At 64.6% G+C, this 23,855-nt stretch carries 23 protein-coding genes and 1 tRNA gene; 16 read left to right on the top strand and 8 right to left on the bottom strand.

What is annotated here, in order from left to right; translation table 11 throughout:
* Positions 1 to 230: 230 nt before the first annotated feature.
* Entirely contained in the window at positions 231 to 488 is a 258-nt protein-coding gene (locus tag ACVWYP_RS04810; RefSeq protein ID WP_304497929.1) for a hypothetical protein, read from the top strand.
* On the opposite strand, the gene ACVWYP_RS04815 is transcribed toward ACVWYP_RS04810, so the two are convergent.
* Entirely contained in the window at positions 454 to 1,350 is an 897-nt protein-coding gene (locus ACVWYP_RS04815) for a LysR family transcriptional regulator (RefSeq protein ID WP_304497930.1), read from the bottom strand. The genes ACVWYP_RS04810 and ACVWYP_RS04815 overlap by 35 nt on opposite strands.
* Before the next feature lie 93 nt (positions 1,351 to 1,443).
* Between ACVWYP_RS04815 and styA the strand changes: the two genes are divergently transcribed.
* From styA to ACVWYP_RS04830, 3 genes are all read left to right on the top strand, one after another.
* Complete coding sequence (styA, locus tag ACVWYP_RS04820; protein ID WP_304497931.1) at positions 1,444 to 2,694, top strand: styrene monooxygenase subunit StyA; 1,251 nt, start codon at positions 1,444 to 1,446, stop codon at positions 2,692 to 2,694.
* A 126-nt stretch (positions 2,695 to 2,820) separates the two neighbouring features.
* On the top strand, positions 2,821 to 3,348 hold the full coding sequence (locus ACVWYP_RS04825; protein ID WP_304497932.1) for a flavin reductase family protein: 528 nt from the start codon (positions 2,821 to 2,823) through the stop codon (positions 3,346 to 3,348).
* Between the two features lie 150 nt (positions 3,349 to 3,498).
* Complete coding sequence (locus ACVWYP_RS04830; protein ID WP_304497933.1) at positions 3,499 to 3,714, top strand: hypothetical protein; 216 nt, start codon at positions 3,499 to 3,501, stop codon at positions 3,712 to 3,714.
* 155 nt (positions 3,715 to 3,869) lie between these two features.
* On the opposite strand, the gene ACVWYP_RS04835 is transcribed toward ACVWYP_RS04830, so the two are convergent.
* A tRNA-Leu gene (locus ACVWYP_RS04835) sits at positions 3,870 to 3,956 on the bottom strand.
* Positions 3,957 to 4,102: 146 nt separating this feature from the next.
* On the opposite strand from ACVWYP_RS04835, the gene ACVWYP_RS04840 reads away from it, so the two are divergent.
* Positions 4,103 to 5,071, top strand: a complete 969-nt coding sequence (locus ACVWYP_RS04840) for a complex I NDUFA9 subunit family protein (protein WP_304497934.1) — start codon at positions 4,103 to 4,105, stop codon at positions 5,069 to 5,071.
* A 187-nt stretch (positions 5,072 to 5,258) separates the two neighbouring features.
* On the opposite strand, the gene ACVWYP_RS04845 is transcribed toward ACVWYP_RS04840, so the two are convergent.
* On the bottom strand, positions 5,259 to 6,065 hold the full coding sequence (locus ACVWYP_RS04845) for an undecaprenyl-diphosphate phosphatase (protein WP_028341730.1): 807 nt from the start codon (positions 6,063 to 6,065) through the stop codon (positions 5,259 to 5,261).
* 263 nt (positions 6,066 to 6,328) lie between these two features.
* Here ACVWYP_RS04845 and ACVWYP_RS04850 point away from each other — a divergent pair, with 263 nt between their 5' ends.
* The 3 genes from ACVWYP_RS04850 to ACVWYP_RS04860 all read left to right on the top strand — a co-directional run bounded on the left by ACVWYP_RS04850 (position 6,329) and on the right by ACVWYP_RS04860 (position 9,096).
* Positions 6,329 to 7,021, top strand: a complete 693-nt coding sequence (locus ACVWYP_RS04850) for a glutathione S-transferase family protein (protein WP_028341731.1) — start codon at positions 6,329 to 6,331, stop codon at positions 7,019 to 7,021.
* Entirely contained in the window at positions 6,970 to 8,193 is a 1,224-nt protein-coding gene (gene queG, locus ACVWYP_RS04855; protein ID WP_304497935.1) for a tRNA epoxyqueuosine(34) reductase QueG, read from the top strand. Before ACVWYP_RS04850 ends, queG begins: the two co-directional genes overlap by 52 nt.
* A 105-nt stretch (positions 8,194 to 8,298) precedes the next feature.
* On the top strand, positions 8,299 to 9,096 hold the full coding sequence (locus ACVWYP_RS04860; protein WP_304497936.1) for an acyl-CoA thioesterase domain-containing protein: 798 nt from the start codon (positions 8,299 to 8,301) through the stop codon (positions 9,094 to 9,096).
* Between the two features lie 141 nt (positions 9,097 to 9,237).
* Here ACVWYP_RS04860 and ACVWYP_RS04865 read toward each other — a convergent pair whose 3' ends face one another.
* Together ACVWYP_RS04865 and ACVWYP_RS04870 are read right to left on the bottom strand one after the other, a co-directional pair.
* Positions 9,238 to 9,705 carry a nuclear transport factor 2 family protein gene (locus ACVWYP_RS04865; RefSeq protein WP_304497937.1) on the bottom strand — a complete coding sequence of 156 codons (468 nt, stop codon included), beginning with the start codon at positions 9,703 to 9,705 and terminating at the stop codon, positions 9,238 to 9,240.
* 177 nt (positions 9,706 to 9,882) lie between these two features.
* Positions 9,883 to 10,707 carry an alpha/beta hydrolase gene (locus ACVWYP_RS04870; protein WP_304497938.1) on the bottom strand — a complete coding sequence of 275 codons (825 nt, stop codon included), beginning with the start codon at positions 10,705 to 10,707 and terminating at the stop codon, positions 9,883 to 9,885.
* A 229-nt stretch (positions 10,708 to 10,936) separates the two neighbouring features.
* On the opposite strand from ACVWYP_RS04870, the gene infC reads away from it, so the two are divergent.
* The 3 genes from infC (at position 10,937) to rplT (ending at position 12,558) form a co-directional block, all read left to right on the top strand.
* Complete coding sequence (gene infC, locus ACVWYP_RS04875) at positions 10,937 to 11,476, top strand: translation initiation factor IF-3 (protein WP_026192043.1); 540 nt, start codon at positions 10,937 to 10,939, stop codon at positions 11,474 to 11,476.
* Positions 11,477 to 11,922: 446 nt separating this feature from the next.
* A complete protein-coding gene (gene rpmI, locus ACVWYP_RS04880; protein WP_008539890.1) occupies positions 11,923 to 12,123 on the top strand; it encodes a 50S ribosomal protein L35 in 201 nt (66 codons plus the stop codon).
* Positions 12,124 to 12,198: 75 nt separating this feature from the next.
* Positions 12,199 to 12,558, top strand: a complete 360-nt coding sequence (rplT, locus tag ACVWYP_RS04885; protein ID WP_018269297.1) for a 50S ribosomal protein L20 — start codon at positions 12,199 to 12,201, stop codon at positions 12,556 to 12,558.
* A gap of 15 nt (positions 12,559 to 12,573) precedes the next feature.
* On the opposite strand, the gene ACVWYP_RS04890 is transcribed toward rplT, so the two are convergent.
* Positions 12,574 to 12,984 (bottom strand): hypothetical protein, encoded by a 411-nt coding sequence (locus ACVWYP_RS04890; protein WP_304500436.1) that lies wholly within the window; start codon positions 12,982 to 12,984, stop codon positions 12,574 to 12,576.
* A gap of 208 nt (positions 12,985 to 13,192) precedes the next feature.
* Here ACVWYP_RS04890 and pheS point away from each other — a divergent pair, with 208 nt between their 5' ends.
* The 4 genes from pheS (at position 13,193) to ACVWYP_RS04910 (ending at position 18,812) form a co-directional block, all read left to right on the top strand.
* On the top strand, positions 13,193 to 14,275 hold the full coding sequence (gene pheS / locus ACVWYP_RS04895) for a phenylalanine--tRNA ligase subunit alpha (protein ID WP_304497939.1): 1,083 nt from the start codon (positions 13,193 to 13,195) through the stop codon (positions 14,273 to 14,275).
* A gap of 125 nt (positions 14,276 to 14,400) precedes the next feature.
* On the top strand, positions 14,401 to 16,809 hold the full coding sequence (gene pheT, locus ACVWYP_RS04900; RefSeq protein ID WP_304497940.1) for a phenylalanine--tRNA ligase subunit beta: 2,409 nt from the start codon (positions 14,401 to 14,403) through the stop codon (positions 16,807 to 16,809).
* A gap of 242 nt (positions 16,810 to 17,051) precedes the next feature.
* A complete protein-coding gene (locus tag ACVWYP_RS04905; protein ID WP_304497941.1) occupies positions 17,052 to 17,828 on the top strand; it encodes a sulfite exporter TauE/SafE family protein in 777 nt (258 codons plus the stop codon).
* A gap of 39 nt (positions 17,829 to 17,867) precedes the next feature.
* The gene (locus tag ACVWYP_RS04910; protein ID WP_304497942.1) at positions 17,868 to 18,812 is read left to right on the top strand and encodes an MBL fold metallo-hydrolase; all 945 of its coding nucleotides are present in this window, start codon (positions 17,868 to 17,870) and stop codon (positions 18,810 to 18,812) included.
* 310 nt (positions 18,813 to 19,122) lie between these two features.
* On the opposite strand, the gene ACVWYP_RS04915 is transcribed toward ACVWYP_RS04910, so the two are convergent.
* The gene (locus ACVWYP_RS04915; RefSeq protein WP_304497943.1) at positions 19,123 to 20,535 is read right to left on the bottom strand and encodes a flavin monoamine oxidase family protein; all 1,413 of its coding nucleotides are present in this window, start codon (positions 20,533 to 20,535) and stop codon (positions 19,123 to 19,125) included.
* 199 nt (positions 20,536 to 20,734) lie between these two features.
* Between ACVWYP_RS04915 and ACVWYP_RS04920 the strand changes: the two genes are divergently transcribed.
* Entirely contained in the window at positions 20,735 to 21,610 is an 876-nt protein-coding gene (locus ACVWYP_RS04920; RefSeq protein ID WP_304497944.1) for a YiiX/YebB-like N1pC/P60 family cysteine hydrolase, read from the top strand.
* 3 nt (positions 21,611 to 21,613) lie between these two features.
* Here ACVWYP_RS04920 and ACVWYP_RS04925 read toward each other — a convergent pair whose 3' ends face one another.
* Entirely contained in the window at positions 21,614 to 23,815 is a 2,202-nt protein-coding gene (locus ACVWYP_RS04925; protein WP_304497945.1) for a TonB-dependent receptor, read from the bottom strand.
* Positions 23,816 to 23,855: the final 40 nt, after the last annotated feature.

Below are 23,855 nucleotides of genomic sequence, written 5' to 3' on the forward strand. Positions count from 1 at the left end.
GTCCAGTCGGCGCCGATCTGAGCGTAATTCGATGTCGGGACAAAATTGGCAAAAATGCCGCAGGACGAGAGAACTGGGATTACCTCCATCGTTTATTCGTTGGTCATGAAGCTGTCGTTTCCGTTTTTGGATACACCTACCTTCAGGCTCCGTGTTGACAACCGAACCACGTATTCGGCGGCCATGTGGTCAACACACCGCCACGATTCATCTCGTGATATCAAGCTGCGATGGCGGATCACTTGGTACAGCCCGGCATGATCGAAATTGCGATCGAGCCCAGGTCGAAGGCCGACCATCAGCGGCTCGAGGCTGCGCTTGCCGACGCCAGCCAGCGCGGATCGTTCAGCGCGATCTCGGCCTCGGTGCAGCAGCTGTCGGGCGGGCTGGGCTCAGTCTCTGCGGCGGCGGCGATCGCCGGCGTTCTCAAATTCCAAGCATCGGCCGACGTGTTCAGCCAATCGCAAACATGTCGGCACGCTCAATGATCAGATCGCGGAATAGTCTCGCGCGGTGCGACATCCAATGCGGGTCAGGATAGACGAGATGCATCGGTAGCGATGGTACCGCATAATCCGGCAGCAGATGAACAAGCCGGCCTCCGGCGATGTGCTCGACGGCGCACCAGCTTGGCAGCACCGCGACGCCGAGGCCCTCAACCGTCGCGAGCGTCATCACGTCGGCGTCGTCGCAGGTCATGGACGGCGCGATCTCGACCACATGGCGGCCGGTCTCGGCTTCGAACGTCCACTGGTTCCGCGGCGACAAGCGCGAATACGTTACGCTCGGCATGCGGCGCAGATGGTCGGGGAGGAGCGGGGCTTGATGCCGTGCGAGCAGTGAAGGGGCCGCCACCAGGAGGCGCTTGATGGTGCCGACCCGCCGCGCCACCAGCGAGCTGGAGTTCAGCATTCCGATCCGAATTGCCAGCTCCGTCCCGGTCTCCACCAGGTCTACGAACTGCTCGGTGAAGCTCACATCGAGCCGCACGTCGGGATAGCGGCGAAGATACTCCGCGAAAATGCCGCGGAAAAAATACCGACCGAACGAGGTCGGCACAGTGATCCGCAAGGTCCCCGACGGACTGCGAACCCGGCTCTGCGCCGGCGTGCTGGCACTTTCCAACAGCGCGACGATATCCTTGGCGAGCTTGAGCACGCGATCGGCCTCCGGCGTCGGACGAACCTTGCGCGTAGTGCGGACGAACAGCCGGCAGCCGAACTCCGCCTCCAGCAGCGCCACGCGCTTGCTGATGGCCGGCTGTCCGAGGCCCAGATCGCTCGCGGCCTGGCTGAAGCTGCCCGCCTCCATCACGCGAATGAAGGTTTGCAGCGCATCGATCCGATCCATGCATTCCTCCCAGGAATTTGTAATATTCTTATCATTCCCTACATGAGCACAGTCGATCCGGTCTAGCCTCTCGGTAACCAGGGAGGATCAACAATGAACAAATCGATCGGGATCGTCGGCGCCGGAATCGGCGGCCTGCATCTGGCTCTTTATCTGCAACAGCACGGGATCCAGGCGACGGTGCTGACCGACCGCACTCCGGAGCAGTACGCCTCGGCACGGCTGATGAACACGGTCGCCCATCACAGCGTCACCATCGCGCGTGAGAACGAGCTAGGCGTGAACCATTGGGATGACGCGGCCACGATCTACCACCACCACGACCATTTCTTTAATTTCCCAGGCAACGGGCTGCTGTTTCGCGGCGCGTTCAAGAAGCCGAGCCGGGCAGTGGATTACCGCATGTACCTGCCCACGCTGATGAAGGATTTCGAGCATCGCGGCGGCAGCATCGAATATGCCAGCATCCAGGACGACGACATCCCGGCTCTGGTTTCACGCTTTGACCTTCTCGTCGTGTCGACCGGCAAGGGTGCGCTCGGGCGAATGTTCGCCCATCGGCCGGAGTTGTCCCCCTACAGCCAGCCACAGCGCCTGCTCTGCGTGGGCCTCTATGACGGCATCGATCACGGCAGCCCGGGCGGTGACGACCCGCGCGGTGTCACGCTCTCGGTGTCACCCGGACATGGCGAGATGATCGTCATTCCGACGCTGTCATTTAGCGGCATGAAGACAGCGCTCCTGATGGAGAACATTCCCGGCGGCGACATGGCCGATCTGGTCTCGCTGAACTACGACGCGGACCCTGCAGCCTTCCGCCAGACAATTCTCGACAAGCTGGAAAAGCATCATCCGCACACCTACAACCGGATCGATACCCATCGCTTCGGGCTTGCCCAGCCGCTCGACCTGCTGCAAGGCGCGGTGGTGCCGACCGTGCGGCAATCGTCGGTCGCCTTCGATGGCGAGAAATTCGCCGTCGCGCTGGGCGATGTCCATTCAGTGGTCGACCCGTTGATGGGCCAAGGCGCCAACATCGCCTCCTACGCCGCCTTCGAACTCGGCAAGGCGATCGTGGAAACGGTGGCCTTCGACGCTCGCTTCGTTGAGGAGGTGGATCGCGCCCGCGAAAATCGCGTGTTCGCGGCTGCGCGCTGGACGAATCTGATGCTGCGGCCGCCGTCCGAGGCGATGGGTCGGCTGATCCTCACCATGGCGCAGGACCGAGAACTCTGCGACGAGTTCACCGATAATTTCAACTACCCGGAGCGCCAGTGGGATCGCGTCGCGACCGACAAGCGCATCCACGCTTGGATCGACAGGCGCGCGCCGCTCGCCGCCTGACGCAACAATGATCGCGAGCCGGCCGTACGGTCCACTTGCACCAGGCAGCTGCCTGCCGAAAAACCATCGCTCGAGCCACACGCCGAAAGGCGCGACCTCTTGCCGTTTCGCCATGGAGCGCTATCGATGAACCCGCATCCCGATCCGGCGAGCTTCCGGGAGGCCGCTGCGCGCTTCCCCACAGGCGTGACAGTCGTGGCGAGCATCGACCGCGACGGCACTCCGGTCGGCATGACGGCCAACAGCTTCACAACCGTCTCCACCAAACCGCCGACCGTGCTGGTGTCGGTGATGCGAGGGCGGACCTGGCAGGCGATCATGGATTCGAAGCGTTACGCCGTGAATGTCCTTCACGCGGAAGATCTCGCACTCTGCGCGCACTTCTCCGGCAGACCGCGGGCCGAAGGCTCGCCATCGCTGGTCAAACGGGAAGAGTTTCCGGTCCTGCCGCAAGCGATCGCCCAGTTCGCTTGCGACGTGGTCCGGTCAATTGACGTCGCCGACCACACGCTGTTCATTGGCGAGGTCCGCTGGTGCCGGCAGCGAAACGGTTCCCCGCTCGCCTTTTATTCCAGCCGATTCTGCAACGGGCTCGGTGCGGCGATCATGCCCGCGGAGACGATCGCCTATCCCGCCGACGGATGGGCGATCTAAGGCGAAGCGCGAAGTCTTCGCGCGACGAACCCTGGAGAACCCGAAATCTGCAGCACACTGGAGCGGTGGCCCCACGGGGGAACGATCGCGAGCGCCAGCTGAGCAGGATGCCGCTAAGCTCGTCTCAAAAGACCGTCCAGAGGTGCTGGAATGAAGATCGGGGACAGAGTCGAAGTCATGGCGATTCCGGATGCGCTACCGGAGCACATGGGAACGCAGGCGCTCTTCATGAAGTGCCTCGGCCGCCATTTTCCGATCGTCGATGTCAAGGGACATCTGGTCGAGCTCGAAGTCGGCGAGGTCCTCGGGGAGCCAAGCTACATGGACTCCATTTGGATCGAACGAGATTACGTCCGTCTCGCCTGACGGAGGAAATGCGCAAACGGTCGCGTACCGGAAACCGAGGCCGATGTAGCTAGGTTGGGCGGCGGTATCATCGCCATCTCACCTGCTCTCGCTGGGTTACGGCTTCGCCGCACCCCTTCCGGATACTGAGCGATTTCAATCGCTTAAAAAGGGGGTGGTGCCCAGGAAAGGACTCGAACCTTCACGGCCGTTAAGCCACTGGCACCTGAAGCCAGCGCGTCTACCAATTCCGCCACCTGGGCATGTGGAGCGGCTTAGTAAGGATCGGTTGCGCGCTTGTCAAATTCGCGATTGGAAATTCAAATACCCTGTACAGGATAAGGCCGATGGCGTATCGCCAGACGGTTAACCCACGTCAATCGCTCTCGAATCCCACAGGAATCACCCCATGGCATCGAACCTGGACACGCTGGTCACGGTCTTCGGCGGATCGGGTTTTCTGGGGCGGAACGTGGTCCGGGCGCTCTGCAAGCGCGATTACCGCGTCCGAGTCGCGGTGCGGCGGCCTGAACTGGCCGGCCATCTTCAGCCGCTCGGCCGTGTCGGGCAGATTCATGCCGTCCAGGCCAATGTGCGCTACCCGGCCTCGGTCGAGGCGGCGATGCGTGATTCGCATATCGCCATCAACCTGGTCGGCATCCTCGCCGAGGGCGGCGGGCAGAGCTTCAATGCCGTGCAGGTGAAGGGCGCCGAGAGCATCGCCAAGGCGGCGGCCGCTGCCGGCGGGCGGATGGTCCACGTCTCGGCGATCGGGGCCGACGCGGATTCACCCTCGAGCTATTTCCGCGCCAAGGCGGAGGGCGAGGCGGCGGTGCTGGCGGCCTTGCCACAGGCCACCATCATGCGGCCGTCGCTGCTGTTCGGGCCCGAGGATCAGTTCACCAACCGCTTTGCGGCGCTGGCACGGATGTCGCCGGTGCTGCCGCTGGTCGGCGGCGGGGTCAACACGGTGCAGCCGGCCTATGTCGGCGACGTCGCGGTCGCCGTGGCCAATGCCGTGGACGGCAAGGCGAAGCAGGGCGCAGCTTACGAGCTCGGCGGGCCGGAAGTGCTGACCATGCGCGAGGTGATGCAGATCATCCTCAAGATCACCCAGCGCGATCGCATGCTGGCGCCGCTGCCGTTCGGCCTCGCCAAGTTCCAGTCGTACTTCCTGCAGTTCGCGCCGGGGCCGTTCACGCTGACGCCGGACCAGGTCGAGATGCTGCGTTCGGACAATGTGGTGTCCGACGCCGCCAAGGCCGCCGGCCTGACCTTCGCAGGCCTCGGCATCTCGCCGGATTCGATGGAAGCGATCGCCCCGCAATATCTCTGGCGCTTCCGCGCGACGGGCCAGTTCCAGAAGAAGAGCGCGTAGGCGTTACCACGGAAAGACTGCGCCCCCTCTCCCGCTTGCGGGGGAGGGTTGGGGTGGGGGTTTCACCGCAAAACAACTCTCTTGGTGTGGAGAGAGCCCCCACCCGGATTGCATCTGCGATGCAATCCGACCTCCCCCGCAAGCAAGCGGGAGAGGTGAAGACCGCTGACGCAGTGAGAGCTGTTCCTTACCGTCCCATCGCCAGCGCGATCAGGCCGAGCGTGCCGACGATCACACGCCACCAGGCGAAGAAGGTGAAGCCGCGGCGGGTGACGAAGTTGAGGAACGCCCGCACCACGATCATCGCCGTGATGAACGACACCACGAACCCGACCGCGATGACGCTGAGATTGTCGGAGGTGAAGTCGGCCCGGTTCTTGTAGAAATCATAGGCGAACGCGCCGACCATGGTCGGGATCGCGAGGAAGAACGAGAACTCCGCCGCCGAGCGCTTGTCGGCGCCGAGCAGCATCGCCGCCACGATGCTGGCGCCCGAGCGCGACACGCCGGGAATCATCGCCAGGCACTGCGCGACGCCGATCCAGAAATACATCAGCAGCGGGAATCGGGTCGCATCGTCCTCGTACACTTTGAGATCGAGCTGATCGACCCACAGCAGCACAGCGCCGCCGACGATCAGCGTGAAGCAGACCACCCACGGATTGAACAGGAACTCCTTGATGTATTTGCCGGCGATCAGGCCGATCACGACGGCAGGCAAAAACGCCACCAGCACGCCGATCACGAAGCGGCGGTCGTCGGGATTGGTGAACATGCCGAGCGCCACGCGCCACAATTTGACGAAGTAGAGCGCAAGGATCGCGAGGATCGCGCCGAGCTGAATCAGGATCGCGAAGCTCTTCCAGAAATTGCCTTCGCCCAGATTGAAGAAGCGCTCCGCAAGCAGCAGGTGGCCTGTCGAGGAGACCGGCAGGAACTCCGTGACGCCCTCGATGATGCCGAGAATCACCGCCCGCAGCATATCCGTCATCATGTTGTGGCCTGCCCTGTGTGGAAAACGGGATTCTTCTCGCTTATTCGCACATTGGCCGCAATCGCAAAAAATCGTCAAACAATGGGTTACCCGGCCGATTTGCTGAGCTATAGCGTTTTTGTGACCCGCACCATCTGCGGGGGTGGCTACCGGTTTGCGTGCTGACGCGACATAGAGACGACCGGAACTGGTCTGGCCAAAGCACAGGTCCAGGCCGCACAGGTTGATGATTTCTTAAGCGCCGCGAAACTACCAAGGGCTTCATGTATACGCTGTATCACCATCCGTTCTGTCCGCATTCGCGCTTCATTCGGCTCGTGCTCGGCGAGTATGGGCTCGATTTGCGCCTTGTGGAGGAACGGGTGTGGGAACGGCGCGAGGCGTTCCTGGCGCTCAATCCGGCGGCCACCACGCCGGTGCTGATCGCCGAGGGCTTTCCGCCGATCCCGGGTGCGCCTGTGATCGCCGAATATGTCGACGAGGCGCACGGCCTCGATGCCGGCGATCGGCGGCTGTTGCCGACATCGACGGCCGAGCGCGTCGAGGTGCGCCGGCTGATGGCGTGGTTCAACGAGAAATTCTTCGAGGAAGCCTCCAACCCGCTGGTGACCGAGCGGATCTACAAGCGCTTCATGAGCGAGGACAATGGCGGCGGTCCGCCGGCCCCCGACGTCATGCGCGCCGCCAAGGTCAATGTGCGCTATCATCTGAGCTATATCGGCTGGCTGGCGAAGACGCGGAACTACCTCGCCGGCGACCGCCTCACCTACGCGGATCTCGCCGCCGCGGCGCATCTCTCGGCGATTGACTATCTGGGCGACGTGCCATGGAGCGAGGACGACGCGGCAAAGTCGTGGTACGCGCGGGTGAAGTCCCGCCCGTCGTTCCGCCCGCTGCTCAGCGAATGGCTGGCGGGGGTCCCGGCGTCGCGCACCTATGTGGACCTCGACTTCTGAACCCGGCGGTCAGGCTCTCCCCTTCCGATCTCAAGGCGGCGCTTCAGCGCAAGGCACGCGCGCTCGGCTTCGATGCCATCGGCTTCACCGCGCCTGACGCGACCAGCGAGGCCGGAAAATATTTCCTCGAATTCCTCGGCTCCGGCGGCCACGGCGACATGGACTGGCTCGCGGCCAATCCGGAGCGGCGCGCCGATCCGCGCGTGCTGTGGGGCGGCGTGCGCTCGATCATCATGCTCGGCGTCAATTACGGGCCGGACGACGACCCGCTCGACATCCTCGCGCGCCGGTCGCGTGGCGCGATCTCGGTCTATGCGCAGGGCGACGACTATCACGACGTGATCAAGAAGCGGCTGAAGATCCTGGCGCGCTGGCTCGCCACCATCACCGGCGACGAGGTGAAGGTGTTCGTCGACACCGCCGCTGTCATGGAGAAGCCGCTCGCCCAGGCGGCCGGCATCGGCTGGCAGGGCAAGCACACCAATCTCGTGTCACGCGAATTCGGCTCGTGGCTGTTTCTCGGCGCGATCTATTCCGCCACTGAGCTGCCGCGCGATGATGCCGAGGCCGATCATTGCGGCAGTTGCCGCGCCTGCCAGGACATCTGCCCGACTGCGGCGTTTCCCGCGCCCTACAAGCTCGATGCGCGGCGCTGCATCTCGTATCTGACGATCGAGAACAAGGGCCCGATTCCGCACGAATTCCGCAAGAGCATCGGCAACCGCATCTATGGCTGCGACGATTGCCTCGCGGTGTGTCCGTGGAACAAGTTCGCGCAAGCGGGGCGCGAGCAGAAGCTCGCCGCGCGCGATACGTTGCGGGCGCCGGCGCTTGCCGATCTCGCACGGCTGGATGATGCCGCCTTCCGCGCTCTGTTCACGAAGTCGCCGGTCAAGCGCATCGGCCGCGACCGCTTCATCCGCAATGTGCTGATCGCGATCGGCAACTCCGGCGATGCAAGTCTTGCCGGCGAAGCGCGGCGTTTGCTCGACGATGCGAGCCCGCTGGTGCGCGGCGCCGCGGTGTGGGCGCTGTCGCAACTGATCAACCGCGATGCGTTCGCCGCGCTGGCGTCGCGGGCCGGCGGCGAGCCCGACGTCACGGTGCAGCAGGAGTGGCGCACGGCTCTGTCCCCTCATCCTGAGGAGCGCGCAGCGCGTCTCGAAGGATGAGGCCACAGACCGGGCCTCATGGTTCGAGACGCCGCTACGCGGCTCCTCACCATGAGGGTGAAGAGTCTTGATTTCATCGCGCTGTTCCCGTCATGGTCGCCCGCCATGACAAACCAGCCCTTCTTCACCAGGCACGGCGACGGCTTCATGCCAACGGCCGTTGCGAACGGACCGTGGAGTCCGGAATCCCTGCACGGCCGCGTCGTGATCGGCCTGCTCGCCTTCGTCATCGAGGAGCGCCACGGCTCCGACGATTTCGTCCCCGCCCGGCTGACCGTCGACATGTTCCGGCTGCCCAACATCACGACGCCGATCGAGGTGACGAGCAAGGTCGTGCGCGACGGCATGCGCATCAAGATGATCGAGGCCGAGTTTGTCTCCGGCGGCACCAGCATGGCGCGCGCCTCCTGCCAATTGTTGCGCAGGACGGAAAATGCACCCGGCAATGTGTGGTCACCGCCGAACTGGCAGGTGCCGGCGCCGGCGGAGATTCCGAAGCCGACCGATCCGAGGCTCGGCATGAACGGCAAATGGGAGACGCGGCCGATCGTCGGCCATATGGGCTCGCTCGGCGAGCGACGGCTCTGGATGAGCGAGGTGCGCGAGCTCGTCGCGGGCGTGAAGATGACGCCGTTCGTCCATGTCGCGACCGGCGCGGATTTCGCCAGCCCCTTTGCGAACGCCGGCGACCAGGGGCTCGGCTACATCAACAGCGACGTCACAATCTATCTGCATCGTTTGCCGGTGACCAACTGGATCGGCTTCGAGGTCGTCAACCACCACGCCACGGACGGCATCGCGATCGGCGAATGCTGGCTCTATGACGAGAAGGGCCCGATCGGCACCTCCACCGTGGCGGCGCTCGCCCAGCGCAAGCCGATGACCAACCCGCCGCCGCCGTAAAACTCTCTCAGCCGTCATTCCGGGGCGATGCGCAGCATCGAACCCGGAATCCATTTCTCCGACAGCGCATGCGGCCCGATGGATTCCGGGCTCGCGCTTCGCGCGCCCCGGAATGACGACGGAGAGAATCCGCAGCGCAGCTCACTTCAAATGCCGCCGCATCTCCGGCCGCGCTTTCAGCTCCGCGCCCTGCTTGCCGACGATCTTGGCGATGCGCTCCGACGCGAAGTTCAAATCGACGAAGGCCGGCGCGGTGTTGGCGACCTCATGGTACTCCGTGATCTTGCCGTCACGCAGCCGCATGATCGCGACGCCCTCGAACATCGCGCGGGCCCCCTTGGCTTCCGGCAAGGTCGAGCGGTAACTGAACGTGTAGCGCGCGTAGAGCGTTGCGCCGTCACTGACGGGATCGTGCATCACCCAGCGGAAATCGGTCGCGGTCCGGTAGAACCAGTCGTCGATCATCTCGGCGATTTTGCCGTGGCCCTTGAAGGCACCGTAGAACACATCGTGATAGACGCCGTCCTCGGTGAAAAGGCTCGCAAAGGCCTTGCCGTTGCGCCGCTCGACCGCGTCGCAGAACGCGCGCAGCATCGTTGTGGTTTCCATTGGTATTCTCTCCCGGCTCCTCGCTTCTTCTTCCCTCTCCCCTTGTGGGAGAGGAAAGATCGAATGAGCGAGAGCTCATTCGAGACGGGTGAGGGGTCTGTGTCCGCGGAGAGAACCCCTCATCCGGCGCGGACATCGTCCGCGCCACCTTCTCCCACAAGGGGAGAAGGAAAAAGCTTAGCCGATCTCCGCCACCGCGGCGATGATTCGGGCGATGTCCTGCGGCCGCGACAGGCGGTGGTCGCCGTCCTGGATCATGGTGAGCACGACGTCCTCGGCCGGCAGGCGGTGCACCAGCGCGAAGGCGTGCTTCCACGGCACGTCGGGATCCTGCGCGCCCTGCAGGATGCGCACCGGGCAACCGACGTCGATCTTGCTGCCGAGCAGCAGGTGGTTGCGGCCCTCCTCGATCAGGTTGCGGGTGATCGGATAGGGCGTGCCGTCGCCATAGTCGGACGGACGCAGCCACATGCCCTTGGTCTCGATCTCGGCGCGGACCTCCGGCGAGAACGCCTTCCACATCAGTTCCTCGGTGAAGTCGGGTGCCGGCGCGATCAGCACGAGGCCGGCGAGCGAAGCACTGCCGCCGCCGGCATTGGCCCGTTTGGCGATCTCACGCGCAAGCAGCAGCGCCATCCAGCCGCCCATCGAGGACCCGATCACGACCTGCGGCCCGCTGCAGAACTGCGAGAACACGGCCACGCTCTCCTCGAGCCAGCGGCCGATGGTGCCGTCGGCGAACTCGCCGCCGGATTCGCCATGCCCGGAATAGTCGAACCTGACCGAGCTGCGGCCGTGCTCGGCCGCCCACGCATCGAGCGCCAGCGCCTTGGTGCCGGCCATGTCGGACTTGAAGCCGCCGAGCCAGAACAGCCCCGGCGCGCCACTTGCGCTGCCGGGATTGCTGCCGGCACGGGCCCGCACCGCGATCCGGCGCGCCTCACTGCCCTCGCCGACCTCGATGAAGGCAGGTTCCTGTTCCGATGCGGCGGTTTGGCTCATGGTTCGGTCACTCGCGTGTCAGACATCTGCTTTTCAATTGTCGCGCAGCACCGGTCAACGGCTGCAAGCCCCGCCTTGCGGAGCAGACGCGCCCGCTATATGTGCCGGGCGTGGCCAAAATGCCTCGCAATTGGCGGTTTTGCCGCTTAAAGAAGCGAGTTCGCTTGCCCGTCGCAGCATCTTGCTTCAAAATATCCGCCTTCCCTTTCACAACTTTGGAGAGTTACCCATTCGCCGTCCCAATAGAGCCCCGCCCACAGTCGCCAAAGAAGGGCCGCGCACCAATGACGAGATTCGCAACGCACAGATCCAGCTGATCGATGCGGAGGGTGTCAATCAGGGCACCGTCGAAACCATGGTGGCCATCAAGATGGCCATGGAAGCCGGCATGGATCTCGTCGAGATTTCGCCGAATACCAGCCCTCCCGTCTGCAAGATCATGGACTACGGGAAGTACAAGTATTCCGCGCAGAAGAAGGCTGCCGAAGCTCGCAAGAAGCAGAAGGTCGTCGAGATCAAGGAGATCAAGCTCCGCCCGATGATCGACGATCACGACTACGACGTGAAGATGCGCGCGATGCAGCGCTTCTTCGAGGAAGGCGACAAGGTCAAGATCACCTTGCGCTACCGCGGTCGTGAAATGGCGCACCAGGAGATCGGCACCAAGCTGTTGGACAAGGTGAAGGCCGACGTCGCCGAATTCGCCAAGGTCGAGCAGGACGCGAAGTTCGAGGGCCGCCAGGTCGTGATGGTGCTGGCGCCACGCTAGTTCGAATTTGTCGCTTTATTGAAATGAAATGGCCCGTCAGGCGATCTGGCGGGCTGTTTCGTATCTCGGGCGCCCCTTATGGCGCGGTGGTGCCAACCTCCCCTTGAAAAGGGGAGGTCGATTTGCTCGCCAGAGCAAAGCGGGTGGGGATCTACTCTCTCCACGAGCAGCAACGCCGCGGCCGACCCCCATCCCGGCCTTCCCCCTTTCAGGGGGAAGGGGAAGACCGTTCCGCCCGGTTCCCCGCCGCAAACGTTGCAAAACCGCCGATCCTCTGTCATAAGCCGGGCCTTCGCCGCCCGGCTGATCAAGGGCTGCCGTGGCGACGGTTCGTGCAGGTTCTTTCAATTCGGAAAAAACCTTAGCACTTTCAACGCTCTAACGAGCATTTTAGCCGGCCGGACGCCCCTCGGGGCGATTTTCGTGCTGTGCGACAGGAGAGCCAAATGCCCAAGTTGAAGACCAAGTCGGGCGCCAAAAAGCGCTTCAAGGTGACTGCCACTGGCAAAGTCATGCACGCCCAGCGCGGCAAGCGCCACGGCATGATCAAGCGGACGAAGAAGCAGATCCGTCAGCTGCGCGGCACCCGCGTGCTGTTCAAGACCGACGGCGACAACGTCAAGAAGTACTTCTTGCCGAACGCCTGATCGCACCGATCCGCTTGAACCCTCGCCGCGACTGCGCGGCGCCCCGTCACCTCTTCCAGATCAAGGATTTCCGTCATGTCTCGCGTCAAACGCGGTGTGACCGCTCACGCCAAGCACAAGAAAGTCTACAAGGCCGCCAAGGGCTATTACGGCCGCCGCAAGAACACCATCCGCGTCGCCAAGCAGGCCGTCGAAAAGGCCGGCCAGTACGCCTTCCGCGACCGCAAGCGCAAGAAGCGCACCTTCCGCGCGCTCTGGATCCAGCGCATCAACGCCGCGGTCCGTCCGTTCGGCATGACCTACAGCGTGTTTATCAACGGCCTCTCCAAGTCGGGCGTCGTCGTCGACCGCAAGGTGTTGTCGGATCTCGCGATCCACGAGCCGGTTGCGTTCCAGGCGATCGCCGAGAAGGCCAAGGCCGCGCTGGCCGCCTGATCCTAGCGGGCGGCCCTAACGCGATTTGGGGCCCGCTTTCAGCGCCTTCTGCGAATAGCGCTGGGCGACGATCGCCCGGCAGAACGCCGTGAACGAGCGGTACATGGTGCCGCTTTCGTTGTCGTATTTGTGGTCGCAGCGCTTGAGCTGGCCGGCATAGGCCTTCTTCTGCGACGCTCCGAGGCCGGACAGGAAGTCGCCCTCGCACCTCTTCTCGACCACGGCGCCGAACTGGACGTCTCCGCTGGCGCCGTATTCGCACGCCTCGAAGATCTTCATCGCGCGGTTGCAGCTCGGCGCCTTCTCCAGCTCCGCGATGATGTCGTCCATCTGGGTCGATTTGGCGGGGCATTCCTCGGTCGCGGCATGCACGGTGGTGAGCATCAACAGCACCGCCGGCACGGCCAGGCAAGATCGCAGCAACATCGCGTGGGCCTCCTTGAACTCCCCCTTGGGTAGCCCGGCCTCCGCGCGCGGTTCAATGCTGCCGGCCATCGGCCCGAAATGACCGGCTTTTTGCTTGACGTTACCGCCTTCGGGCGGCGACAACCCAGCCGAATTTTGGCGCATGGTACCGGTTCGGGTAGCGGTACTTCCCACCAGATCATGCTCCGCTCAAGCGCAGGAATTGACCGTGTCCGACCTCGCAACGCTCGAACAATCCATCCTCGACCAGATCGCCTCAGCCGCTGACGAGGCCGCCCTCGAGGCGGTCCGCGTCTCGGCGCTCGGCAAGAAGGGCTCGATCTCGGCACTCCTTGCGACCCTTGGAAAAATGTCGCCGGAGGAGCGCAAGACCGAAGGCGCCAAGATCAACCTCGCCAAGGATGCGGTGACGCAGGCGCTCGCGGCCAAGCGCGACGTGCTGAAAGCGGCCGCGCTCGATGCGCGCCTCGCCGCCGAGACCATCGACGTCACGCTGCCGCTGCGCGAGGCGCCGGCGGAGACCGGCCGCATCCATCCGCTGAGCCAGGTCTGGGACGAGCTCACCACGATCTTCGCCGACATGGGCTTTGCGGTCGCCGAAGGTCCCGACATCGAGACCGACGACTACAACTTCACCAAGCTGAACTTCCCCGAAGGCCATCCGGCGCGCGAGATGCACGACACCTTCTTCTTCAACCCGAAGGAGGACGGCTCGCGCATGCTGCTGCGGACCCACACCTCGCCAGTGCAGGTGCGCACCATGCTGACCCAGCAGCCGCCGATCCGCGTGATCTGCCCGGGCCGCACCTATCGCATCGATTCCGACGCGACGCACACGCCGCAATTCCATCAGGTCGAGGGCCTGGTGATCGACAAGGGCTCGCATCTCGGCCACCTCAAATGGATCCTGCATGAGTTCTGCAAGGCGTTCTTCGAGGTCGACCACATCAACATGCGGTTCCGGCCGTCGTTCTTCCCGTTCACCGAGCCGTCGCTCGAGGTCGACATCCAGTGCCGCCGCGACAAGGGCGAGATCCGCTTCGGCGAGGGCGAGGACTGGCTGGAGATTCTCGGCTGCGGCATGGTGCACCCGAACGTGCTGCGCGCCTGCGGCCTCGATCCCGACGTTTACCAGGGTTTTGCCTGGGGTATGGGCATCGACCGCATCGCGATGCTGAAATACGGCATCGCCGACCTGCGCCAATTGTTCGACAGCGACGTGCGCTGGCTCAGCCACTACGGCTTCAAGCCGCTCGACATCCCGTCGATCGCGGGGGGCTTGAGTTCGTGAGCTTGATGCTTCGACTATCCGCCCCAGCAAAGGCTCTCTCCGTTCCCTCCCCCCTTGTGGGGGACGGAACGGAGCATTGATCAAGATCAACTAGTAACCACCAACAAGAACCGAGGCAGGCAGCCGTGAAGTTCACCCTCTCCTGGCTGAAGGAACATCTCGAGACCGACGAGCCGCTCGACAAGCTCGCCGACAAGCTCACCATGATCGGGCTCGAGGTCGAGAGCATCGAGGACAAGGCGAAGGCGCTCGCGCCGTTCACCATCGCGCGCGTGATCTCGGCCGAGCAGCATCCGAATGCGGACCGGCTGCGCGTCTGCATGGTCGACACCGGCGACGGGGCTGAGCCGGTGCAGGTGGTGTGTGGCGCGCCGAATGCGCGAGCCGGGCTGATCAGCGTATTCTCGCCGCCCGGCACCTATATCCCTGGCAAGAACATCACGCTCGGCGTCGGTACCATCCGCGGCGTCGAGAGCCGCGGCATGCTGTGCTCGGCGGCGGAATTGCAGATCTCGGAAGACCACGACGGCATCATGGAGCTGCCGGCGGACGCGCCGCTCGGCAAGGGCTATGCCGACTGGGCCGGGCTCGGCGATCCCACCATCGAGATCAATTTGACGCCGAACCGGCAGGACTGCACCGGCGTGCACGGCATCGCGCGCGATCTGTCCGCCGCCGACATGGGCAAGTTCAAAGACCCCGGCATCAGGCCGATCAAGGGCGAATTCCCCTGCCCGGTCCAGGTCAAGGTGGAAGACGCCACGCTGTGTCCGGGCTTCGCGCTGCGGCTGGTGCGCGGCGTGAAGAACGGCCCGTCGCCGGAATGGCTGCAGAAGCGGCTGACCTCGATCGGGCTGCGCCCGATCAACGCGCTGGTCGACATCACCAACTTCATGACCTACGACCGCGCCCGCCCGCTGCACGTGTTCGACGCCAAGAAGGTGCAGGGCAACCTCACCGTCCGGCGCGCGAAAGACGGCGAGACGCTGCTCGCGCTCGACGGCCGCACCTACGCGCTCGACAGCAACATCTGCGTCATCGCCGACGAGCACGGCGTCGAATCGCTCGCCGGCATCATGGGCGGCGAGGCCTCGGGCTGCGACGACAACACCACCGACGTGCTGATCGAATCGGCGCTCTGGAACGAGATCAACATCGCGCAGACCGGCCGCAAGCTCGGCATCAATTCGGACGCGCGCTATCGCTTCGAGCGCGGCGTCGATCCGGCCTTCATGGTGCCCGGGCTCGAGCTCGCGACCAAACTGGTGCTGGAGCTGTGCGGCGGCACGCCGTCCGAGAACGTCGTGGTCGGCAAGCAGTTCGGCGAGGATCGCGTCATCGACTTCCCGCTCAGTGAAGTGAAGCGCCTCGCCGGCATCGAGGTGCCGCTGGTCGAGGTGAAGCTGATCCTCACCCGGCTCGGCTTCATGCTGGCCGGCAACGGCCCCGTGGTGAAGATCGCGATCCCGTCCTGGCGCACCGACGTGCACGGCAAGGCCGACATCGTCGAGGAGATCGTGCGCATCGTCGGCGTCGACAAGGTGCCGATGACGCCGTTCGAGCGCGGCGAGGAGCCGCGCAAGCCGGTGCTGACGCCGATGCAGCTGCGCACCCGCCGCGCCAAGCGCGCGCTCGGCGTGCGCGGCATGGTGGAAGCCGTGACCTGGTCGTTCATCACCAATGATGCGGCAAAACTGTTCGGCGGCGGCCAGAGCGAGCTCGTGCTCGCCAACCCGATCGCGGCCGATCTCTCCGACATGCGGCCGAGCCTGCTGCCCGGCCTCGTCGCGGCGGTTCAGGCCAACATCAACCGCGGCTATCCTGACGTGGCGCTGTTCGAGGTCGGCCAGGTGTTCCGCGGCGACCGCCCGGAGGACCAGCTGGTCGCCGCCTCCGGCGTGCGCCATGGCTTCGCCTCGTCGAGGGGGATCGGACGGCACTGGACCGGCTCGGCTGTGGCGGATGCGATGGATGCCAAGGCCGACGCCTTCGCCGTGCTGGCCGCCGCCGGCGCGCCGATGCAGGCGCTGCAGATCGTCCCCGGCGGCCCGGCCTGGCTGCATCCGGGGCGCTCCGGCACCATCCAGATCGGCCCGCAGAATGTGCTCGGCACGTTCGGCGAGCTGCATCCGCGCGCGGCGGAGGCGCTCGGCGCCGACGGCCCGATGATCGTGTTCGAGGTGATCCTCGAGCGCATCCCGCAAGGCAAGCAGAGGGCGACGCGCGCCAAGCCGGTGCTGGAACTCTCGGCATTCCAGCCGGTGTCGCGCGACTTCGCCTTCATCGTCGATCGCAGCGTCAAGGCGGGCGACATCGTCCGCGCGGCACAGAATGTCGACAAGAAGCTGATCACTGATGTGACCGTGTTCGACGTCTACGAAGGCAAGGGCATCGATCCCGACAAGAAGTCGATCGCGATCGCGGTGACGATCCAGCCGCGCGAGAAGACCATGACCGACCAGGAGATCGACGCCGTCGCCGCCAAGGTCGTCACCGATGTGACCAAGAAGACCGGCGGCACGCTGCGCGGGTAATGTCAGCCGCAGGCGGTCTATTGCACCCTCACCCTGAGGAGGCCGCGTAGCGGCCGTCTCGAAGGGTCGACGGCCCCGTCTGTGGCCGTGCATCCTTCGAGGCTCGCTCCGCTCGCACCTCCAGCGACAAAGGCGAAGCCTTTGCGCGGGGATGACGGTCTGACAGAAGTGCCGTTGCGTTAGAACCGTAGTGCGGGCGGGCACGCCGGACAGCAAATCGAACCTCACTTCCAGCCTCCCGCATGACCTCCTTCAGCCTGATCCCCTCCGACGTCTCGACCAGCATCGCGCTCGCGATCTGCGCGATCGCCTTCGTGTCGGGTACGGCGCGCGGCTTCTCCGGCTTCGGCTCGGCGCTGATCTTCATGCCGCTCGCGAGCAGCGTCGCGGCGCCGCGGCTGGTGGCGGCGCTGCTGCTGATCATCGACTTCATCGCCGCCACGCCGCTGCTGCCGAACGCCTGGACCCATGCCGACCGCAAGGCGACCGCAGTCATGGTCGCCGGCGCGCTGGTCGGCGTGCCCATCGGCACCTATTTCCTGACCGTGCTCGAGCCTGTCACGACGCGCTGGATCATCTCCTGCTTTGTCGCGGCGCTGCTCGCGCTGCTGCTGTCGGGCTGGCGCTATCACGGCAAGGAGCACGTCGCCCTCTCCGTCGGCGTCGGCGGCCTCTCCGGATTTTGCAGCGGCCTCGCGCAGACCGGCGGCCCGCCGATCGTCGCCTACTGGCTCGGCCGCCCGATTTCGTCGGTGATCTCGCGCGCCAACATCGTGCTGTTCTTCGGCGCCTCGGATTTCTTCTCGCTGGTCAGCTACTGGTTCACCGGCTTGATCACGATCGAATCGGTCAAGTTCTCGCTGATCGTCGGCCCGATCTACGGCATCGGCGTCTGGTTCGGCGCCGCGCTGTTCGGCAAGGCGAGCGAAAAGGTGTTTCGCGCGATCTGCTACGCGCTGATCGCCGCGGCCGTCATCGTCGGTCTGCCGGCGCTTGATGGCATCTTGCGCGGCGGCTAGGGTTACCAGCGTTCAGAAGAAGACCGCGGGAGGAACATCATGATCGATCGCCGCAATGCATTGAAACTGGCGCTCGGCAGCGCCGCCGCGCTCGCGGCACCTCACGTGCGTGCGCAAACCGACAAGGCGCGGACCCGCATCGTGTTCCTCGGCACCAAGGGCGGGCCACGCGTCGGCAACGGCGCTTCGAACCCCGCCAATCTCGTCGTCGTCAACGATACCCCGTTCGTGATCGATTGCGGCATGGGCGTCAGCCGCCAGCTTGTGCGCGCGGGCGTGCCGATCCCGCAGGTCAAGTACATCCTCATCAGCCATCATCATTCCGATCACAATCTGGAATACGGCAACCTGTTCTACAACGCCTGGGCAGCCGGCCTCTCGACGCCGATCCATTCGTTCGGCCCCAAGGGCATCGAGGCGATGACCAAGGAATATTGGGAGCTGAACAAGTTCGACGTCGAGACCCGGATCGAGGACGAAGGCCGGCCCGACCCGCGCAAGCTGCTGATCGCGAAAGACATCAGCGACGACGGCGTGGTGCTGAAGACATCGGATGTCACCGTGACCGCGTTCCGCACGCCGCACCCGCCGATCACGGATAACTTCGCCTACAAGTTCGAGACGCCGGACGGCACCATCGTGTTCTCCAGCGACACCGCCTACAACCCGAAGCTCGCCGAGTTTGCCAAGGGCGTCGACGTGCTGGTGCACGAATGTCTCTACGTCCCCGCGGTCGATCGCCTGGTCGCCACGACCAAGAACGGCGCCACGCTGAAAAAGCATCTGCTCGACAGCCACACCTCGACCGAGGACGTCGGCCGCATCGCCGCCGCTGCCGGCGTGAAGACGCTGGTGCTCAGCCACTTCGTCCCCGGCGACGATCGGCAGGTCACCGATGATGACTGGACCCGGGATGTAAAGAAGAACTATTCCGGCCGCATCGTGGTGGCCAAGGATCTGATGGAGCTGAAGCTGCCGGTGTGAGGGGACACTCTCTCCCAAGTCGTCATTCCGGCGTGTGCGAAGCACGAACCCGGAATCCATCGGGTCATGTCGCGAGAGTGCGGATGTATGCCTCAAGTGGCGCCAAAAATTCGCTGTCGTCCCGGGCAAGCGAAGCGCGACCCGGGACCCATAACCACGGGCCGTCATTGTTTGCACGATGCTGGGGCCGCAGCTCAGTCCTACAACACAACCCTGTGGTTATGGGTCCCTGCTTTCGCAGGGACGACATCTGCTATGCGGCACTCCTCTGCCCGCACATCCAGTAGCGGTGCCTGATCTTCCTCAGCGATCAATTCATCGCACCGGAGCGAGGTGACGTGCGGCGCTTGTGTTTTGCGGCGGGCGCTGCGGGCGCCGGTGTCGCTTCCTTCACCCCGCCGATCCTGCGCAGCGCGGCGTCGGCGGCGCGCTCGCCGCTGTCCCAGGCGCCGTCGATCGTGCCCCACAGCGTTTCATGCGTGGCCTCGCCCGCGAGATACATCGCGCCGATCGGCTCGGTCAGGATCCGGCGCGAGAACTGTGCGCCGGGTGCAGCGGCCGACATCGCGCCGAGGATGAAGGGCTGTGCATTCCAGCGCGTCGCGCTGGTCTTCTTCACGGCGGCGCCGACCTCGCTGCCATAGAGCTTGGTCAGCCACTCCACGGCGAAAGCCGCCATCGCCTTCTCGCCCTGCGCTGACAGATCGCGGCCGAACGAGCCTGCGACGTCGAGCGTGCACAGCGAGGAGCCCGCGATATTGCCGTAGAGCAGCGCCGTCTTGGTCGAATTGCTCTGCTCGATGATGACGTCGTCGCGCGATAGCCCGAGCGGATTGCCGGGAATCTGCAATGCGATGCGATCGTAGCTGCCGAGGCTGAGCTTGGCGGCGGCATCGAGCGCGCGCTTCGGAAGCTCCGGCGCGAACTTGATGTTGCCGCTCGCAAGCACGTTGCTCGACACGGTGACGATGGCGGCACGCGCGGTGATCTTGCCGGAGGGCGTCTCGACCATCACGTCGCGATTGCTCCACAGGATGCGCTGCGCCGGCGTCGACAGCGCCAGCGGCAGTCCTTCGCCGAGCTTTGCGATCAGCGCGCCTAGCCCCTGCCGGCAGGCGATCGCGGTGTTGCGATCCTGCGCGCGCACCTTGTCGACGGCGGAAAGATCCTTCAGATCCTTGCCGCAGAAATTGGGCCCGAGCAGGAATTCCGCGGTGCCGGCCCAATCGCCGAGGTCCTTCGGCATGACCGCGGCGCAGGCGACATCGGCCTTGCGCGCAGCGTCGTCGATGGCGCGGTTGGCGCGCACCAGCGCCGCCAAAAACTCCTCGGTCTCGCCGGGGCGGGCATAGCGCCGGCCGATCCGGATCTTCTGGCCCGCGGGGGCCGTGACGATGTCGAGGCCTGCGGAGCGGGCCAGCCGGATCATCGGATTGGTTTCGGGATTGTGCATCCAGCGCGCGCCGCGGTCGAACGGCACGCCGAATGTCGATGCGTCGGTCTGGCAGCGACCGCCGACCTGGCCGGCCGCCTCCACCACGATCACCTTGCGGTTCGCGGCAATGATCCGTCGCGCCGCGGCGATGCCTGCGGCACCCGCGCCGATCACGACGATGTCGGCCTCGCGCGGCGGCGGCTGCGCAGCAAGAACCCGGCCGCCCAGCGCAGGCACCAGCGCGAAAGCTGCGGACGCCGACAGGAAATCGCGGCGGGTCACTGGCATGATATAGCTTCTGGCATGGTTTCCGAGAGCTTGCGGAGAGCGGGAACGCTTCGCGAACTGTGCCGCATCTCACCGACCTCAGCAACCATCATGGTAAATCAATCATGATTGATCCGCCGATGGCATGAACTAAATTGCAACAGCTTGCGACCATGATTAAGTGAAACACAAGCGGTCATAGAACCGCTGGGGGGAATCCATGGGCGTAATGCTCGATACCGTCGGTAAATGGATCGCGGGGTACCTTCAAAAAGAAGTTCCCGGTTACGAGCCGTTCACGCCGAGCGACCCGGACCATCTGCGGAGCATCATGCAGCCCGGCGACGTGCTGCTGGTCGAAGGCAACAACCGGATTTCCGGCATCATCAAATACCTCACGCAGTCGACCTGGTCGCACGCCGCGCTGTTTGTCGGACCGATCGACGGCGCGTTCGAGCCTGACGGCGAACAGCATGTGCTGATCGAGGCCAATATCGGCGAAGGCGTGACCTCCGCGCCGCTGTCGAAATATCTCGCCTACCACACCCGCCTCTGCCGTCCGGTCGGCCTGTCGTTCGAGGACCGCACCACGGTGTGCCGCTACGCCATCAACCGCATCGGCTTCGGCTACGACACCAAGAACATCGTCGATCTCGCGCGCTATCTGTTTCCGCTGCCGATCCCGCAGCGCTGGCGTCGCCGCATGATCGCGTTCGGCTCCGGCGATCCGACCAAGATCATCTGCTCGGCATTGATCGCGCAGGCGTTCGACGCCGTGCGCTATCCGATCCTGCCCAAGATCACGCGCGCTGCCAGCCGCAAGGCGCGCCGCGACATCCTGCATATCCGCGATTCCTCGCTTTACATGCCGCGCGACTTCGACATCTCGCCCTATTTCGAAGTCGTCAAACCCACCATCGTGCACGGTTTCGACTACACGGCCCTGCACTGGGCCGACAAGCAGAAGCCGCTCCAGGAGGTGGCCGGCGAATTCAGTGTGTTTCCAAAATCGCCGCCACTTGTTCCTGAAGCGACTGACGAAGAGGCGGCGCTTCCGGCTGCGGAAATGACCGCGCAAGATCGCGCGCCGGTGTGACGATCAGAACGTTGCCGCAAGCGTCAGGCGGACGGCAAGCGGCTCGGCGGGATGCACATGGCGGTCGGCGACGCCGTCGATCGGTTCGCCCGGCAGCCGCGACAAATAGTAGTATTCAATCTGGTTGGTTTGCGCGTTGAAGAGATTGAGGACGTCGAGCTGCAGCCGCATCCCGTTGTCGAATTCATAGCCGGCGCGGGTGTTGACGATGAACGACGACAACGAGCGGACGCTGTCATCCTCGATCAGCGGGCGCGGGCCGAAATAGCGGGCGCGCAGGCTGCCGAACCAGCCGGTGTCGCTGCCGAAGGTGACGCCGCCGCTGGCGACCCAGGCCGGCGCACCCGGAATGTAATTGCCGGCTGGATCGACATCCGTGAAGCGGGCGCGGGTGTAGGCGAGATCGAAATCAAAACTCATCCACGGCAGGAGCTTGTACTGGTTGGTCCACTCGACGCCGACGCGCCGGCTCGGCCGGCTCGGTTCAGTGGTGCCGGCATCGCCGACGAACAGCAGCTCGGAATCGAAGTCGAGCACGAACACCGCGAGCGACGAGGTGAGGCCGTCGATCGCCCTGGTGCGGATGCCGAGCTCGGCGCCCTTCGAGCGCACCAGCAGCGGCACGCGATCGAGCGGCGTCATCTTGTCGTTGGGATCGACGGTGATGGTCGCGCCTCTGATGTCGTTGGAATGCAGGCCGAAGCCGGCATTGCCGTAGAACTCGGTCCTGGACCAGGGGCCGAGCACGATGCCGGCCTTCGGGCTCGTCATCGCGGCCTGCGCGTTGCCGGAATTCTGCGGCGTGTCGCTCAGTACATGGCCGGCGAAATAACCCTCGCGGATACCGACCGTGGTGCGCAGCCAGTCGGTCCAGCGCGCGGTGCTATCGGCCCACAGTGCGACGCTGCCTTCCTGCACCTGGTCGTTGCGCACGGTGGACAGGATCTCGCGCTGCGCGGTCTTGAACAGGCCGACATTGATATCATCGTAGCGGGTCTGGACGCCGACCCGGGTCTGCGCATCGACGCCGGCGAAACGAAGGTCGAAGGCATGGCTGGCGTCGAGGCCATAGACGGTGCGCCTGTCGGTCTGGCTGAACTGATCGCCATTGACGGGGTCGTCGAGGAAATAGGTGAAATCGTTATAAAGCTGCAGGGACGAGCGGATCACATAGGCGTTGAGCTTGGTCTGTCCGTAATCGCTGGACTGCGCCCAATTGCCGGACAGGCTGAAGCGGCTCGAGGTGCCGCCGTCGGTCGGATCGAGCGACCCGTACCGGTCGATCAATCCCTGGTCGATCGCGCGCTGCGCCACCTGATCGGTCGAGTTCCAGCCATTGGAATAGGCCATCGCGGTCAGCGAGAAGCCGTCGGTCGCGGTGCCCTGACTGTAGCGCAATACGCCGTTCAGCTTGCGGATATCGTCGGGTACGTCCCACGGGCCGTTGTATTTGTTTGCCTCGAAGGCCGCGAGCAGCGTTCCATCGCCGACCTTGGTCGCACCCGCAGCCATCGTGCGCTGATAGCCGAAGCTGCCTGCGGTCAGTTCCACGATATTCTTCGGAAGCCTGTCGAGATAGTTGATCTCGACCGCGCCGGCGGACGCGAAGTCACCCTTGTCCGCATAGTACGGACCCTTGCGGACGTCCATCGACCGGATCAGCTCCGGGATCAGGAAATTGATGTCGGCATAGCCCTGGCCGTGGCCATGGGTCGGCATGTTGACCGGCATGCCGTCGACCGTGATGGCCAGATCAGTGCCGTGATCGAGATTGAAGCCGCGCAGAAAATACTGATTGGCTTTGCCCTCGCCGGAGTGCTGGGTGACGATCAGGCCCGGCACCGCCTCCAGAACTTCGCCGACGCGCGAGACCGGCCGCGCATTCACTTCGTCGCCGCTGATCTGCCGCGCGCTGGCGGCGGTCGGTTGCAGATCGGACGCGGACACGGTCGCCGAGCCGCCGGTAATGCCGGCGCTCACGGTGGATTGGCTCGGTTGCGGCGCGGCGGGCTTGCGGCCACCGGCGGCGACATGGCGTGGACGCTGGGACGGTCTGGCGCGCCTGGGTGGCGCCAGATCCGGCGACGTTACCGTCACCGGCGGCAACTGGCCGGGCGCAGTAGCGACCGTCTGCGCTTCGGCGACCGGCGCGAATGCTGCAATGGATGCGGCGGCGGGAAATATCCGCCATGCAGTACGACGCAACGCGCATGCCCCCGCATGATACCTGTTACAGTCACGCGAC

It is taken from the genome of Bradyrhizobium sp. USDA 3262 (assembly GCF_054060035.1).

Excerpts from the sequence above, each read along its gene's own strand:
- ACVWYP_RS04920 (WP_304497944.1), top strand. The coding sequence starts at position 20,735 with ATGGGCGTAATGCTCGATACCGTCGGTAAATGGATCGCGGGGTACCTT.
- styA (WP_304497931.1), top strand. The coding sequence starts at position 1,444 with ATGAACAAATCGATCGGGATCGTCGGCGCCGGAATCGGCGGCCTGCAT.
- ACVWYP_RS04870 (WP_304497938.1), bottom strand. The coding sequence starts at position 10,707 with ATGAGCCAAACCGCCGCATCGGAACAGGAACCTGCCTTCATCGAGGTC.
- ACVWYP_RS04810 (WP_304497929.1), top strand. The coding sequence starts at position 231 with ATGGCGGATCACTTGGTACAGCCCGGCATGATCGAAATTGCGATCGAG.
- ACVWYP_RS04910 (WP_304497942.1), top strand. The coding sequence starts at position 17,868 with ATGATCGATCGCCGCAATGCATTGAAACTGGCGCTCGGCAGCGCCGCC.
- ACVWYP_RS04915 (WP_304497943.1), bottom strand. The coding sequence starts at position 20,535 with ATGCCAGTGACCCGCCGCGATTTCCTGTCGGCGTCCGCAGCTTTCGCG.
- ACVWYP_RS04825 (WP_304497932.1), top strand. The coding sequence starts at position 2,821 with ATGAACCCGCATCCCGATCCGGCGAGCTTCCGGGAGGCCGCTGCGCGC.
- rplT (WP_018269297.1), top strand. The coding sequence starts at position 12,199 with ATGTCTCGCGTCAAACGCGGTGTGACCGCTCACGCCAAGCACAAGAAA.
- ACVWYP_RS04830 (WP_304497933.1), top strand. The coding sequence starts at position 3,499 with ATGAAGATCGGGGACAGAGTCGAAGTCATGGCGATTCCGGATGCGCTA.
- rpmI (WP_008539890.1), top strand. The coding sequence starts at position 11,923 with ATGCCCAAGTTGAAGACCAAGTCGGGCGCCAAAAAGCGCTTCAAGGTG.
- ACVWYP_RS04905 (WP_304497941.1), top strand. The coding sequence starts at position 17,052 with ATGACCTCCTTCAGCCTGATCCCCTCCGACGTCTCGACCAGCATCGCG.
- queG (WP_304497935.1), top strand. The coding sequence starts at position 6,970 with ATGGCTGGCGGGGGTCCCGGCGTCGCGCACCTATGTGGACCTCGACTT.
- ACVWYP_RS04865 (WP_304497937.1), bottom strand. The coding sequence starts at position 9,705 with ATGGAAACCACAACGATGCTGCGCGCGTTCTGCGACGCGGTCGAGCGG.
- ACVWYP_RS04860 (WP_304497936.1), top strand. The coding sequence starts at position 8,299 with ATGACAAACCAGCCCTTCTTCACCAGGCACGGCGACGGCTTCATGCCA.
- ACVWYP_RS04840 (WP_304497934.1), top strand. The coding sequence starts at position 4,103 with ATGGCATCGAACCTGGACACGCTGGTCACGGTCTTCGGCGGATCGGGT.
- ACVWYP_RS04850 (WP_028341731.1), top strand. The coding sequence starts at position 6,329 with ATGTATACGCTGTATCACCATCCGTTCTGTCCGCATTCGCGCTTCATT.
- ACVWYP_RS04890 (WP_304500436.1), bottom strand. The coding sequence starts at position 12,984 with ATGTTGCTGCGATCTTGCCTGGCCGTGCCGGCGGTGCTGTTGATGCTC.
- ACVWYP_RS04845 (WP_028341730.1), bottom strand. The coding sequence starts at position 6,065 with ATGATGACGGATATGCTGCGGGCGGTGATTCTCGGCATCATCGAGGGC.
- ACVWYP_RS04815 (WP_304497930.1), bottom strand. The coding sequence starts at position 1,350 with ATGGATCGGATCGATGCGCTGCAAACCTTCATTCGCGTGATGGAGGCG.